This is a genomic window from Pseudomonas fluorescens (assembly GCF_003732425.1).
GTDB lineage: Bacteria > Pseudomonadota > Gammaproteobacteria > Pseudomonadales > Pseudomonadaceae > Aquipseudomonas > Aquipseudomonas fluorescens_BE.
Window position 1 is genome coordinate 647,348 of the sequence record NZ_MOBX01000016.1, and the last position, 13,054, is coordinate 660,401.

Here is a 13,054-nt window from a genome sequence, read left to right on the forward strand (position 1 = left end):
ATAAATCGTACTACGCTAACGAGAACTGACCGGTCACGGTTTGGCCGGTTGAAATTGCTGCGCAATTGGCACAGATTGGTGACAAACAACTACAACAACTGACTTCGCCTGTCTTTCACCCGGTTTTTCCTTAGGTCTGACAGACCTCTCCTTAAAGCCTGTAAGAAAGTGGCGCAAGTTCAAGACCAAGGGGTCGCTGTTTGAAAAAGCGTCTGTTCGTCACGGGTCTCAGTGGATTCGTGGGACAACATATTCAGTCGCGTCTGGCATTGCCGGATTCGTCGTGGGAGCTGCTGCCTGCCCCGTCCACCTACGACCTTACCGATCCGCACAGTCTCACAGACCTCTGGCCGCAACTGCCTGATGCAGTCATTCATCTGGCCGGGCAGACATTCGTCCCCGAAGCCTTCCGCGATCCGGCACGCACCCTCGAAATCAATCTGCTTGGCACGCTCAATCTGTTGCAAGCTCTCAAGGCGCGCGGTTTCGCCGGCACGTTCCTGTATGTCAGTTCCGGTGACATCTACGGCCAGGTGAGCGAAAGCAACCTGCCCATCACTGAGCAGCAACTACCCTGCCCGCGCAACCCCTACGCGGTGAGCAAGCTCTCGGCCGAGTTTCTCAGCCTGCAATGGGGCCTGAGCGAAGGCTGGCCGGTGCTGGTGGCGCGTCCGTTCAACCACATCGGCAGCGGCCAGAAAGAAAGCTTTGTCATCGCCAGTGCCGCGCGCCAGATCAACCGCATCAAACAGGGCCTGCAAGCAGCGCAACTGGAAGTTGGCGATATCGACGTGACGCGAGATTTTCTCGATGTCGGCGATGTGATTTCGGCCTATTTCGCGCTGTTGGAAAAAGGCACACCAGGCCAGGTCTACAACATCTGCTCGGGCCGTGAGCAAAGCATCCGCAGTCTCATCGAGCAGCTCGGCGATCTGGCCGAAGTCGAGATGCAACTGGTTCAGGACCCCGCGCGCATGCGTCGCGCCGATCAGCGTCGCGTTTGCGGCAGCCATGCCAGGCTGACCCAGACCACAGGATGGACGCCTGCAATCACCACACAACAATCCCTGCGGGCGATCCTGTCCGACTGGGAGAAGCGAGTAGAACAAGAATGACTAAAAGTGCACTGATCACAGGGATCACCGGCCAGGACGGCGCGTATCTGGCCAAATTGTTGCTCGACAAGGGCTACAAGGTTCACGGCCTCGTCGCACGACGCAGCAGCGACTCGCGCTGGCGTTTGCGCGAGATGGGCGTCGAAGCCGACATCGTCTATCTGGACGGTGACATGGCCGATGCCTGTTCGGTACAGCGTGCAGTCATCAAGTCGGCGCCAGACGAGGTCTATAACCTCGCCGCGCAAAGTTTCGTCGCCGCTTCGTGGGATCAACCCGTGACCACCGGCATCGTCGACGGTCTGGGCGTTACCCACCTGCTCGAAGCGATCCGCCAGTTCAGCCCGCACACTCGGTTCTATCAGGCATCGACCAGCGAAATGTTCGGTCTGATCCAGGCCGAGCAGCAGGATGAGAACACGCCGTTCTATCCGCGCAGCCCTTACGGCGTAGCCAAACTCTACGGCCACTGGATCACCGTCAACTACCGCGAAAGTTTCAACCTGCACGCCAGCAGCGGCATCCTCTTCAACCACGAATCACCGCTGCGCGGCATCGAGTTCGTCACCCGCAAGGTCACCGACGCTGCCGCACGCATCAAGCAGGGCAAACAGCAGGAGCTGGCCCTGGGCAATATCGATGCGAAACGCGACTGGGGGTTTGCCGGCGATTACGTCGAAGCCATGTGGCTGATGCTGCAACAAGACAAGCCTGACGATTTTGTGGTCGCCACCGGCGTCACCACCACCGTACGGGAAATGTGCCGCATCGCCTTCGATCACGTCGGCCTCAACTACCGCGATTACGTGAAGATCGACCCGGCGTTCTTCCGCCCGGCCGAAGTCGAAGTGCTGCTCGGCAATCCGGCCAAGGCTCAGCGCGTGCTGGGCTGGAAGCCGAAAACCGACCTGGATACCTTGATCCGCATGATGATGGATGCGGACATGAAACGCGTCGCCAAGGAGTAGGCCATGCTGATTCCCGTGATCCTGTCCGGCGGTGCCGGCACCCGTTTGTGGCCGGTATCTCGCGAGGGCCATCCGAAACCGTTCATGAATCTGCCCGACGGCCAGTCGCTGCTGGGCAAGACCTACCAGCGTGCGGCAGCGTTGCTCGACGGTTGGGGCGACATCGTCACGGTGACCAACCGCGAGTACTACTTCCAGAGCAAGGATCACTATTGCGCCGCCCACGTGTCGCGCCATCGCGGGCACTTTCTGCTGGAGCCGACCGGGCGCAACACGGCGCCGGCCATTGCGGCTGCCGCGTTGTCGCTGCAAGCGCTGCACGGTGACGACGCGATCATGGTGGTGATGCCCGCCGACCATTTGATCGTCAATCAGGACGCGCTGAAAACCGCGGTCGAGCACGCGGTCAATCTGGCCAAAGACGGCTATCTGGTGACCTTCGGCGTGATCCCGACCGCGCCGGAAACCGGCTTCGGTTACATCGAAACCGGCGCGCCGCTGGATGCCAGAGGCGCGGCGAAAGTGCAGCGTTTCGTCGAGAAACCCGACCTGCAAACCGCGACCCATTATCTGGAAAGCGGCAACTTCCTGTGGAATTCAGGCATGTTCTGCTTCACCACCGCCACGGTGATTGCCGAGCTGCAATTGCATGCGCCTGAACTGCTGGAGCAGACCCGCGCCTGCATGGCCGCCAGCGCGCCGATCGAAACCGTCGGTTGCCTGCAGCAGGAACTGGAGCCGGCGCTGTTCGCGCAAATCACCGACATTTCCATCGATTACGCATTGATGGAGCGCTCGGAAAAAGTCGTGGTCGTGCCCGCCGGTTTCGACTGGAGCGACATCGGTTCCTGGGGCGCCGTCGCGGCACTGGTGCCGGCCGACGCCGACAACAACCGCGCCAGCGGCGAAGCGATTTTCATCGACAGCCACAACAACTTCGTCCAGAGCGACGGCCGGCTGGTAGCGGCGGTGGGTGTGGATAACCTGATCGTGGTCGACACCGCCGACGCCGTACTGGTGGCCCACGCCGACCGTGCGCAAGACGTCCGCCGCGTGGCCAAGCAACTCAAGGAAAAAGCCCACGAAGCCTATCGTCTGCATCGCACCGTCAGCCGTCCGTGGGGCACCTACACCGTGCTCGAAGAAGGCCCGCGCTTCAAGATCAAACGCATCGTGGTCAAGCCTGGCGGCAAGCTCTCGCTGCAAATGCACCATCACCGCAACGAACACTGGGTGGTGGTCGAAGGCATGGCCAAAGTCACCAACAATGGCTCCGGCACCACGCTGGTGGCCAAGAATGAATCGACTTTCATCGCCGCCGGCCACAAGCATCGCCTGGAAAACCCCGGCGTGATCGATCTGGTGATCATCGAAGTGCAAAGCGGCGAATACCTGGGAGAGGACGATATCGTCCGCTTCGAAGACCAATACGGCAGGACGGTTTAGATGCTGCTTTCCCTGTTCCGCTCGCTGCATGGCTACCGGGGTTTCATCCTCGGCAGCGTGCAGCGAGAGTTTCAAGCGCGGTACCGCAATTCGTTGTTCGGCGCCCTGTGGCCGATTTTCAATCCGCTGTCGATGATCGTCGTTTACACCGTGATCTTTTCCCACATCATGCGCGCGCGTTTACCCGGCGTGGATGACAGCATGGCCTACAGCGTCTACCTCTGCGCCGGGCTGCTGGCATGGGGACTGTTCTCTGAAATCACCTTGCGCAGCCAGAACATGTTTCTGGAAAACGCCAACCTGCTGAAGAAAATCAGCTTCCCGCGCATCTGCCTGCCTGTGATTGTGCTGTGCAACGCCGGGATCAACTTCGCGATCATCATCAGCCTGTTCCTGGGCTTTCTGCTGATTACTGGACGCTGGCCAGGCATGGCGTTGCTGGCGCTGATTCCATTGATCGCCCTGCAAATGATGTTCTGCGCCGGACTGGGCATGGTCCTCGGCGTGTTGAACGTGTTCTTCCGCGATGTCGGCCAGCTCTTCGGCATCTGCCTGCAATTCTGGTTCTGGCTGACGCCGATCGTGTACCCGATCACGATCCTGCCGGAATGGGTGCAGCGCCTGCTGCAACTCAACCCGCTGACCAATCTGTTCAGCAGTTATCAGAACCTGTTTCTCTATGGTCAGTGGCCGGTCTGGAGCTCGCTGCTGCCGATCTTCGTCACGGGCGTGCTGTTTTGTCTGATCGGTCTGCGGCTGTTTCGCCAGCGCGTCGGCGAAATGGTGGATGAACTCTGATGGGGCATATTCGCGTCACCGGCCTGAGCAAGGCCTATAAACAATACCCCAACCGCTGGAGCCGCCTGGCCGAGTGGCTGATCCCGTTTTCGCCGATCCGGCACCGCCAGCACTGGGTGCTGCAAGACGTCGAATTCGAAATCGCCCCCGGTGAAGCCGTGGGCATCGTCGGCGCCAACGGGGCCGGCAAAAGCACCTTGCTGAAGATGATCACCGGCACTACCCAACCCACCAGCGGCAAGATCGAATTGCACGGTCGCGTGGCCGCACTGCTGGAACTGGGCATGGGTTTCCACCCGGACTTCACCGGTCGTCAGAACGCAATCATGGCCGGCCAGTTGCTGGGCATGCAGCTCGAAGAAATCGAGGCGCTGATACCCGACATCGAGCTCTTCGCCGAGATCGGCGACGCCATCGACCACCCGGTACGCACCTATTCCAGCGGCATGCAGATGCGCCTGGCGTTCAGCGTGGCCACGGCTCGGCGCCCGGACATCCTTATTGTCGATGAAGCGCTGTCGGTGGGCGATGCCTACTTCCAGCACAAGAGCTTCGAACGTATCCGCAGCTTCCGCAAATCCGGCACTACGTTGCTGATCGTCTCCCACGACCGCTCGGCCATTCAGTCAATCTGCGACTCGGCGATCCTGCTCAAGGATGGCCGCATGGCCATGTACGGCAAACCCGAACCGGTGCTGGATTACTACAACGCGCTGATGGCCGAGCGCGAAGGCCAGATCGTGCGTCAGGAAATGCTCGCCGGGGGCGAGGTGCAAACGGTATCAGGCACTGGCGAAGCAGCCATTCTCGGCGTGCGTCTGCTCGATGAAAACGATCGCAGCATCGACGCCGCCGAAGTCGGCCAGCCAGTGGTACTCGAAGTCAAAGTCGAAGTGCGCAAGGACATCGAACGACTGGTGCTGGGCTTTATCCTCAAGGATCGTCTGGGCCAGATGATGTACGGCATCAACACCCATCGTCTGGACAAGGCGCTGACCGACCTGCACGCCGGCGAGCGCTTCACCTATCGCTTTGCCTTCGTCATGGGATTGGGCAAAGGCAATTATTCCGTGTCACTGAGCCTGTCGCGCTTGGACTCTCACCTCGATCGCAATTTCGAATGGCGTGACTACGGGCTGGTGTTCCACGTGATCAATAATCGTCAGGAAGATTTTGTCGGTTGTTCATGGCTTGGCGCCAGGACCACCATCACGCGCGACACCGAAGTGCGGCCTGTCGAGCGCTTGCCATGACCCGACTGCTCGTCGAATGCACCCACGTGTTCAAACACCCGACTGTCAACTCGGGGATTCAGCGCGTAGTGCGCAACGTCATCAAGCAACTGCCCGCGCATGCCGAAGGTGTCGAGTGCATGCCGGTGGTAGTACTCAACGGCGAACTTTACCGCGTACTGCAACTGGCGCCGCTCGATACACCGTTTTTCAACACACTGGACACTCTTGGTGGACGACTTGAACGTCTCGCCCATCGCTTCTGGCAATGGCATCAGCGGCGCGATGCACAGTGCACTTCGAAACTGGCGCGACGGATTTTGTATGTCGGCTATCGGCTGAGCCTCTTCGGCGCGTTCGGCCTGCCGATCCGCCTGATTCGACGGATCAACCGCAGGCAATTGCTCAAACGCTGTTCACCCCTGCAGCATCAGCCGGGCGATCAATTGGTGCTGCTGGACTCATCCTGGCACTCGGATTTTTTTGCCCACGTCGAGCGACTGAAACGCGACGGCGTCGGCATGATTGCGGTGATCTACGACCTGATCCCGCTGACTCACCCACAGTTTTACGACACGCGTCTGGTCGAGGTTTTCAACGAATGGTTCGACTGGATCACTCGCACGGCCGATGGCTACATGGCGATTTCTGCCACGGTGCGCGATCAGGTGCGGGAAGAATTGCAGCGCAGAATCGGTGGCGAACAGGCCGATCAGCGCTGGTTCGATTTCTTTCACCTGGGTTCCGAACTGGATCTGCATACCGACCAGGCCAGTGTCGATCCGCGCCTGAAGCAATTGTTCACGACCACCGATCCGGTCTACCTCATGGTCAGCACCATCGAGCCACGCAAGAACCACGCGTACCTGCTTGATGCCTTCGAGCGTGCCTGGGCCACTGGCTCAACGGCCCGGCTGTGCATCGCCGGGCGGGTCGGCTGGAAATGCGATGCCCTCCTCGCCCGAGTGCACCATCATCCTGAGCTGAACCAGCGTCTGTTCATGTTCAACGACCTCAGTGATACCAGCCTTGAACACGCTTACGCCCACGCCAGTGCGCTGGTGTTTCCCTCGTTCGTCGAAGGCTTTGGCTTGCCCCTGGTGGAAGCCATGCAGCGTGGCTTGCCAGCGATGGGCAGCGATATCGCGGTGTTCCGCGAAATCGGCGGCGAGTTCATGGCGTACTTTGATCTGCAGGATCCGCAAAGCCTTGCCGACCTGATCAACCAATGCCAGCGCAGCGGCCAGTTCCCGGCCGTTCGCGATGTCACGGACTGGCGATGGATTGGCTGGCGTGAAGCCAGTCTGCAATTGGCCGAACGCAGTGTGCGTAACGTCCTGGAAGCGCCGGCGGCGCCAGCGAGGCAGCATGCGCATAGCGCTTAACGCTCGCATTCTCCAGGCACCGCGCACCGGCATCGGCCATTACGTTGCCGAACTGGTCAACGCCTTGCGCAGCGAGCCAGATATTGACGTGACGTTGTTCCACGGCTGGGGCTGGAGCTCGGCGCTGCCGGAAGCGGCCATGCCCGGTTACTCACGCCTGACGCCACTTTTTCGGCAGATTCCCGGGGCCTATCAGGCGCGCCGCTGGCTGGAGCAGAAACGCTTTGATCAGGGGCGCGCGCGAGGCATCGACCTCTATCACGAACCGAGCCTGTGGCCGCTGGCCTTCGACGGCCCGACCGTGATCACCCTGCACGATCTGACTCACCTGCATTTCCCCGAGACCCAGCCCCCGGCACGACTCAAGGAGATCGAGCGCCGATTGGCTCAGGGTGTGCAACAGGCGCAGGTGATTCTCACCGACTCGCAAGCCATTGCCGACGAGGCCCAAGACTATTTCGGCCTGCCAGCCGAGCGTTTTGTGGTGGCGCCACTGGGCGTCGCCGAGCGCTTTCATCCGCGCGAAGCAAGCGCCATTGACGCGGTGCTCAAGGCGCACGCGGTGGCGGCGCGGGAATATTTCCTGTGTGTGGGCACGCTGGAACCGCGCAAGAATCTCGGCCTGGCCCTGCGCGCCCACGCCCTGTTACCCGAAGCCGTGCGCCAGCGCTTTCCGCTGCTGATCGTCGGCATGGCCGGGTGGCAGCGCGAACAGTTCAGCGAACCCTTGCGCCAGGCGCTGGCCAGCGGGCACGTGTGCCTGCTCGGTTATTTGCCCGACGAACAAGTGGCGCAACTGCTGGCCGGCGCCCGCGCGCTGATTTTTCCGTCGTTGTATGAAGGTTTTGGTCTGCCGGTACTGGAGGCCATGGCCAGCGGCACACCGGTGCTGCTCACGCGCTCTTCGGCAATGCCGGAAGTCGCGGGCGCAGCGGGCAACTATATTGAAGCTGACGATGCAGAAGGCCTGCGTGATGCGCTGAGCCGACTGATCGACGATCAAGTGCATTGGCAGGCATGCCAAGAAGCCGGATTGCAGCAATCACGGCTTTTTTCCTGGGAACGTTGTGCACAGGCCACGGCCGGTGCCTATCGCCAGGCCATGGGAGGTTGAATGCGAGTTCTTCATTTTTTCAAGACGTACCTGCCTGACTCGGTCGGCGGCATTGAGCAAGTGATCTTCCAACTCTGCGAAAGCGGCGCCCAGCACGGCATCGACGGCCAGGTGCTGACGCTCAGCGCCGACCCCAATCCCCCTGTGGTGCAACTCGGTCAGCACGAAGTGCACCGGGCCAAACTCGATATTCAATTCGCCTCCACCGGTTTTTCCTGGAGCGTGTTCAAACAGTTTCGCGAAATGGCGGCCGAGGCGGATGTGGTCAACTACCACTTCCCGTGGCCATTCATGGACCTGGTGCACTTCGCCAGCGCGACGAATAAACCGAGTGTGGTGACTTATCACTCGGACATCATTCGCCAGAAGCACCTGCTCAAACTCTATCGCCCGTTGATGAACCGCTTCCTCGCCAGCGCCGACCGCATCGTTGCCGCTTCGCCAAACTACCTGCACACCAGCGATGTGCTGCAGCAGTTTCAGAACAAGACCCGGGTGATTCCCTACGGTTTGAACAAGGCCGGTTATCCACAGCCGGACACCGAGCGGATGAACCGCTGGCGCCAGCAACTTGGGGATAAGTTTTTCCTGTTTGTCGGGGTGATGCGCTATTACAAAGGCCTGCACATCCTGCTCGATGCCCTGAAAGACGTGGACTACCCCGTGGTCATTGTCGGCGCCGGGCCGCTGGAACTGGAACTGCACGCTCAGGCGCAGGCGCTGGGCCTGCGCAACATTCATTTCCTCGGGCGCCTGGGTGACGAGGACAAGGTCGCGCTGTTGCAACTGAGCTACGCCATCGTCTTCCCGTCGCACCTGCGCTCGGAAGCCTTTGGCATTTCCTTGCTGGAAGGTGCGATGTACGGCAAGCCGATGATTTCCAGCGAGATTGGCACTGGTACCAGCTACATCAATATCCACAACGAAACCGGCCTTGTAGTACCACCGAGTCATCCACAGGCGTTTCGCGAGGCGATGCGCACGCTGTGGGAAGACCCGGTGCGCGCCGCCGCCATGGGTGTCAAAGCTGAAGCGCGCTATCGGCAGTTATTCACAGCCGATGACATGGGCCGCAAGTGGACGGAGCTGTATCAGGAATTGCTGGAAGAGAAATCTTTGTCCTACGCCTGAGCGTGGGTTGAACACCGATCCCCTGTAGGAGCTGCCGAAGGCTGCGATCTTTTGATCTTGTTTTTAAAAATCAAAATCAAAAGATCGCAGCCTTCGGCAGCTCCTACATCGGTTGAGCATTACAGGTCTAATACCAACGGTTGTGAGCTTTGTGCCGGAACCGCGCAGCAGATCAGCACATGCCCCGCTTCCGGAACGTCCGCCGGCACCTGTGGATAATTCACCGCGCCACTGACCAGCCGGGTCTTGCAGGTACCGCACGAACCGCCGCGGCAACTGAACTCCGGGCGTAATCCGCGGCTTTCCGCCAGCTCCAGCAAACTGCCGCCATCGGGCTGCCAGCGCGCCTCTTTCGCCGAGCGCTCGAACACCACCGGAACCGAGGTGGTTGCTGCGGGCGGTTGTTCGATCACGATCGCGTCCGGATCGGCCTGACGTTTCAGGGTCGACGGGCCAAAGGTTTCCGCATGAATCTGCGCGTCGCGCACATCCAGTTCGCGCAAGGTGTCGTACAAGCCTTGGGTGAAACCACCGGGGCCGCAGAGGAAAAAGTCGAGCTGATCGAAATCTTCGGCATCCAGCAGGTTCCTCAGCACCGCGCCGTCGATGCGCCCATGTACATCAAAATCCTCGCCCTCTTGCAGATCCGCTTCCGGCTGGCTGAGCAGACGCAGGACCCGCACAGCGTCGCCCGCAGTTTCGAGCAACCGATCCAACTCCTTGCGAAACGGCTGGTCCGCCAGACTGCGTGAACTCTGCAGCAACAACGTCGGACGAATCCCCCGCGTGCGTAAGCCCTGGTACACCACTTCGCGCAGCATCGACAGCAACGGCGTGATGCCGACCCCGGCGGCCAACAGCACCAACGGCCTGCGCTCCAGCGGCGCGACAGTGAAATGCCCTTGCGGTGCCCGCGCCTCAAGTACATCGCCGACGTGAATCTGCTCATGCAGATGCGAGGAAATCAGCCCTTCACGTTTGACGCTGATCCGGTAGAAACCATCCGACGGCGCACTCGAAAGGCTGTAGGTGCGAATGTGCACCTTACCGTCGAGGGTGAAACGCAGCGGCAGATGCTGGCCGGCGAGAAATACCGGCAAACCGGCGCCATCGGTCGGCTCCAGATAAATCGAGCGGATGTTACGGCTCTCCGCTTCGATCCTCGCCACGCGCAACGGCCGCCATTGATTACCCAGAGCCTGCGCCTGCAAACGCGCGTCGGCTTCGGCCCAGTTACCGGTCAACAGACTGGTCGGCGACATGCCGTCGAAGCGCCAGCGCAACGCCAGAGCTGCCGGACGCCGCACCAGTTTCTCCACCTCAAATGTCCACAGCCGTTCCGCGCCCTGAAAGGCTTCGATCTGCGGATCATCGAGAAGGATCTCGGTACGCCCGCTGAGTTGCAGCAGATCGCCTGTGGAAAAGTCGATGAACAGCAAGCCGGCCCTGGGATTGAGCAGCAGATTGCCGAGGGTGTTGAAATGCAGGTTGCCGGCGAAATCAGGGATGGTCAGACGATTGCCTTCCACGCGGACGAAACCGGCCTGACCACCCCGGTGGGAAACATCCACCGCACGCTGGCCGTCGACATCGACATAACTGGCGACGAAGAACGTATCGGCGCCAGTGATCAGCGCGATGGCTGCGTCATCGAGGCCGTTCAGATGCTCGGCCGGGCGTGTCTGCGGATCCGTCAGCGGCACCCGCTGAAACTGGCGCAGTTGAATGTATTGCGGGCAGTTGCCGAAGGCCTGATCCACGCTCACGTCAAAACCATCAGCGCTCAGATTGCCGACATGGCCATTGAGGCGATTGCGCCGGCGGGTGTGTAACTCGATGCCAAGCAAACCGATCGGCTCGCCGTCACGCAGTTGCGCCGGATCATCGGCAGCAGGCTGGCTGGCGAAATGCAGATGCTCGGGATCCGGCGACCGGGCGAACCCCGGCGCACCTTCGAGCACACTGGCCCACGGCCGCCCCTGCGCATCGACTGCGCCGTACAGCATGAAAGGCAATTGCTGATAGAACTCACGGTGCTGATCCGGCATCCAGGTGCGAATCACCTTACGCCCGAAGGCTTCCATGCGTTCGGCAACGCCGACATGGGCCTGCAATTGCTGTTCGCCAGCGTGCCACGGTGAACGTTCCATCACGACCTCTCCCCTGCACCGTCGGCACAGTGTGGATTGCGAAAATCAGGCAGTGGTTTGCAGACCGGCCACCGTACGCGGCATGCCGACGAAACCAGGTAAGGCTTCAACCCGGGCCAGCCAGGCGCGGACGTTGCCGTAGTCGTCCAGCGACACGTTGCCTTCCGGTGCATGGGCGATGTAACTGTAGGCCGAAACGTCGGCAATGCTCGGCTCGTCGCCGGCCAGGTACGCGGTTTTGCCCAACTCGATGTCCATCACCTTGAGCAGGTTATGCGCCCGGGTAATCGCTTCTTCAGCATTCAACTGTGCGCCAAATACCGTGACCAATCGTGCAGCAGCAGGTCCGAAGGCAATCGGCCCGGCAGCGGCCGACAACCAGCGCTGCACCCGTGCCGCACCGACCGGATCGGTTGGCAACCAACGGCCGTGGCCGTATTTCTGCGCCAGGTACACCAGAATCGCGTTGGAATCGGCCAGCACCACGCCGCCGTCGTCAATCGCCGGTACCTGGCCAAAACTGTTGATCGCCAGATACGCCGGCTGCTTGTGCTCACCCTTGGCCAGATCAACGAAGATCAGCTCGGTCGGCAGTTGCAGCAGGGACAACATCAGCTCGACACGGTGGGCGTGGCCGGAACGTGGAAAGTTGTAGAGTTTGATCGCTTGCATGGTCGACTCCGCTGAACAGGGGCGCCGCTGCGGGAATGAGAGCGCCGATGGAGGCCATCTTCCCCTTAGCGCGAAAAGAACAGAATCACCAGCAACTGCAATCGATTATTTCATTGGATGCAATAACGCGGCGCCTTTCAAAGCAGGATGTTCGCGCAAGGCCTTGGCGGTGAAATCGACAAAACTGCGAATCCGCGCTGGCGCCTTGCGCCCGCCCTGATACACCACGTGGATCGGCAATGGCGGCAGTTCGAATTCAGCGAGGACGATTTCCAGCTCACCGGTGGCGATTTTGCTCGCCACTTGATAGGACAACACCCGAGTCAAGCCCAGCCCCATGCAGGCTGCGGTAATCGCTGCCTGATTGGCGGTCACGATCAGACGCGGCTCAGGACGCACGCTGAGCGCTTCGCCAGCGTCGATAAACGGCCAACTGCGTTGCTGGCCAATTGCTGAAGTCGCCACCACTGGCGCGCCCGCCAACGCATGGGGATGAGCCGGTCGGCCATACCTGGCGAAGTAGTCCGGCGAGCCGCAAATGACCCGACGCACCTCACCCACACGAACAGCATGCTGACTGCTGTCCGGCAGATCACCGATGCGCACCGCGACATCGATGCCCTCCTCGACCATGTTGACGATCCGATCGACCAGCACCGCGTTGATCGTGACGTCCGGATACTGCGCGAGATAACGCGCCATCAGCGGCGTCACAAACAAATCACCGAACAACACCGGCGCCGTGACCGTCAGTTGTCCACGCGGCTCGGCATGACTGCCCGCCGCCGAATCCTCCGCCTCCTGCACCTCTGCGAGAATCCGCCGACAGTCTTCCAGATATCGCTGCCCGGCTTCGCTCAAATGCACACTGCGCGTAGTACGAATCAGCAACTGCGTACCGATGCGCTGCTCCAGCGCCGCCACCGCTCGCGTGACGCTGGCCGCCGACAGACCCAGACGTCGCGCGGCAGAGGAGAAGCCTTGCTCCTGGGCGACGGTGGTGAAGATGTGCATTTCCTGGAAGCGATCCATGGTGCCCCTCA

General features: G+C 60.7%; 11 protein-coding genes. 8 read left to right on the forward strand and 3 right to left on the reverse strand.

The annotated features are described in order from the left end of the window. Nucleotides 1-200: 200 nt before the first annotated feature. From BK670_RS28670 to BK670_RS28705, 8 genes are read left to right on the forward strand one after another with little or no spacing between them, the layout of a single operon-like run. Complete coding sequence (locus tag BK670_RS28670; protein WP_123454856.1) at nt 201-1,115, forward strand: GDP-mannose 4,6-dehydratase; 915 nt, start codon at nt 201-203, stop codon at nt 1,113-1,115. After that, the gene (gene gmd / locus BK670_RS28675; protein ID WP_011336673.1) at nt 1,112-2,083 is read left to right on the forward strand and encodes a GDP-mannose 4,6-dehydratase; all 972 of its coding nucleotides are present in this window, start codon (nt 1,112-1,114) and stop codon (nt 2,081-2,083) included. Before BK670_RS28670 ends, gmd begins: the two co-directional genes overlap by 4 nt. A 3-nt stretch (nt 2,084-2,086) precedes the next feature. Next, entirely contained in the window at nt 2,087-3,529 is a 1,443-nt protein-coding gene (locus BK670_RS28680; RefSeq protein WP_123454859.1) for a mannose-1-phosphate guanylyltransferase/mannose-6-phosphate isomerase, read from the forward strand. Then, complete coding sequence (locus BK670_RS28685) at nt 3,530-4,327, forward strand: ABC transporter permease (protein WP_123454862.1); 798 nt, start codon at nt 3,530-3,532, stop codon at nt 4,325-4,327. Beyond that, nucleotides 4,327-5,580 (forward strand): ABC transporter ATP-binding protein, encoded by a 1,254-nt coding sequence (locus BK670_RS28690; RefSeq protein WP_123454863.1) that lies wholly within the window; start codon nt 4,327-4,329, stop codon nt 5,578-5,580. Before BK670_RS28685 ends, BK670_RS28690 begins: the two co-directional genes overlap by 1 nt. Continuing rightward, nucleotides 5,577-6,944 carry a glycosyltransferase family 4 protein gene (locus BK670_RS28695; protein ID WP_123454865.1) on the forward strand — a complete coding sequence of 456 codons (1,368 nt, stop codon included), beginning with the start codon at nt 5,577-5,579 and terminating at the stop codon, nt 6,942-6,944. The genes BK670_RS28690 and BK670_RS28695 overlap by 4 nt, the downstream gene beginning before the upstream one ends. Further along, nucleotides 6,928-8,058 (forward strand): glycosyltransferase family 4 protein, encoded by a 1,131-nt coding sequence (locus BK670_RS28700; protein WP_123454868.1) that lies wholly within the window; start codon nt 6,928-6,930, stop codon nt 8,056-8,058. Before BK670_RS28695 ends, BK670_RS28700 begins: the two co-directional genes overlap by 17 nt. Continuing rightward, the gene (locus BK670_RS28705; RefSeq protein WP_123454870.1) at nt 8,059-9,189 is read left to right on the forward strand and encodes a glycosyltransferase family 4 protein; all 1,131 of its coding nucleotides are present in this window, start codon (nt 8,059-8,061) and stop codon (nt 9,187-9,189) included. A 119-nt stretch (nt 9,190-9,308) separates the two neighbouring features. Here BK670_RS28705 and BK670_RS28715 read toward each other — a convergent pair whose 3' ends face one another. The 3 genes from BK670_RS28715 to BK670_RS28725 all read right to left on the reverse strand — a co-directional run bounded on the left by BK670_RS28715 (nt 9,309) and on the right by BK670_RS28725 (nt 13,043). Then, nucleotides 9,309-11,339: a pyridoxamine 5'-phosphate oxidase family protein gene (locus tag BK670_RS28715; protein WP_123454873.1), complete on the reverse strand. Its 2,031-nt coding sequence runs from the start codon at nt 11,337-11,339 to the stop codon at nt 9,309-9,311. 45 nt (nt 11,340-11,384) lie between these two features. Then, nucleotides 11,385-12,011, reverse strand: a complete 627-nt coding sequence (locus BK670_RS28720) for a glutathione S-transferase family protein (RefSeq protein ID WP_123454875.1) — start codon at nt 12,009-12,011, stop codon at nt 11,385-11,387. A 105-nt stretch (nt 12,012-12,116) separates the two neighbouring features. Continuing rightward, nucleotides 12,117-13,043 carry a LysR family transcriptional regulator gene (locus BK670_RS28725; RefSeq protein ID WP_123454877.1) on the reverse strand — a complete coding sequence of 309 codons (927 nt, stop codon included), beginning with the start codon at nt 13,041-13,043 and terminating at the stop codon, nt 12,117-12,119. Between the last annotated feature and the right edge of the window lie 11 nt (nt 13,044-13,054).

Coding starts and splice junctions, on each gene's coding strand:
- gmd (WP_011336673.1), top strand. CDS start 1,112: ATGACTAAAAGTGCACTGATCACAGGGATCACCGGCCAGGACGGCGCG.
- BK670_RS28680 (WP_123454859.1), top strand. CDS start 2,087: ATGCTGATTCCCGTGATCCTGTCCGGCGGTGCCGGCACCCGTTTGTGG.
- BK670_RS28685 (WP_123454862.1), top strand. CDS start 3,530: ATGCTGCTTTCCCTGTTCCGCTCGCTGCATGGCTACCGGGGTTTCATC.
- BK670_RS28690 (WP_123454863.1), top strand. CDS start 4,327: ATGGGGCATATTCGCGTCACCGGCCTGAGCAAGGCCTATAAACAATAC.
- BK670_RS28695 (WP_123454865.1), top strand. CDS start 5,577: ATGACCCGACTGCTCGTCGAATGCACCCACGTGTTCAAACACCCGACT.
- BK670_RS28700 (WP_123454868.1), top strand. CDS start 6,928: ATGCGCATAGCGCTTAACGCTCGCATTCTCCAGGCACCGCGCACCGGC.
- BK670_RS28705 (WP_123454870.1), top strand. CDS start 8,059: ATGCGAGTTCTTCATTTTTTCAAGACGTACCTGCCTGACTCGGTCGGC.
- BK670_RS28715 (WP_123454873.1), bottom strand. CDS start 11,339: ATGGAACGTTCACCGTGGCACGCTGGCGAACAGCAATTGCAGGCCCAT.
- BK670_RS28720 (WP_123454875.1), bottom strand. CDS start 12,011: ATGCAAGCGATCAAACTCTACAACTTTCCACGTTCCGGCCACGCCCAC.
- BK670_RS28725 (WP_123454877.1), bottom strand. CDS start 13,043: ATGGATCGCTTCCAGGAAATGCACATCTTCACCACCGTCGCCCAGGAG.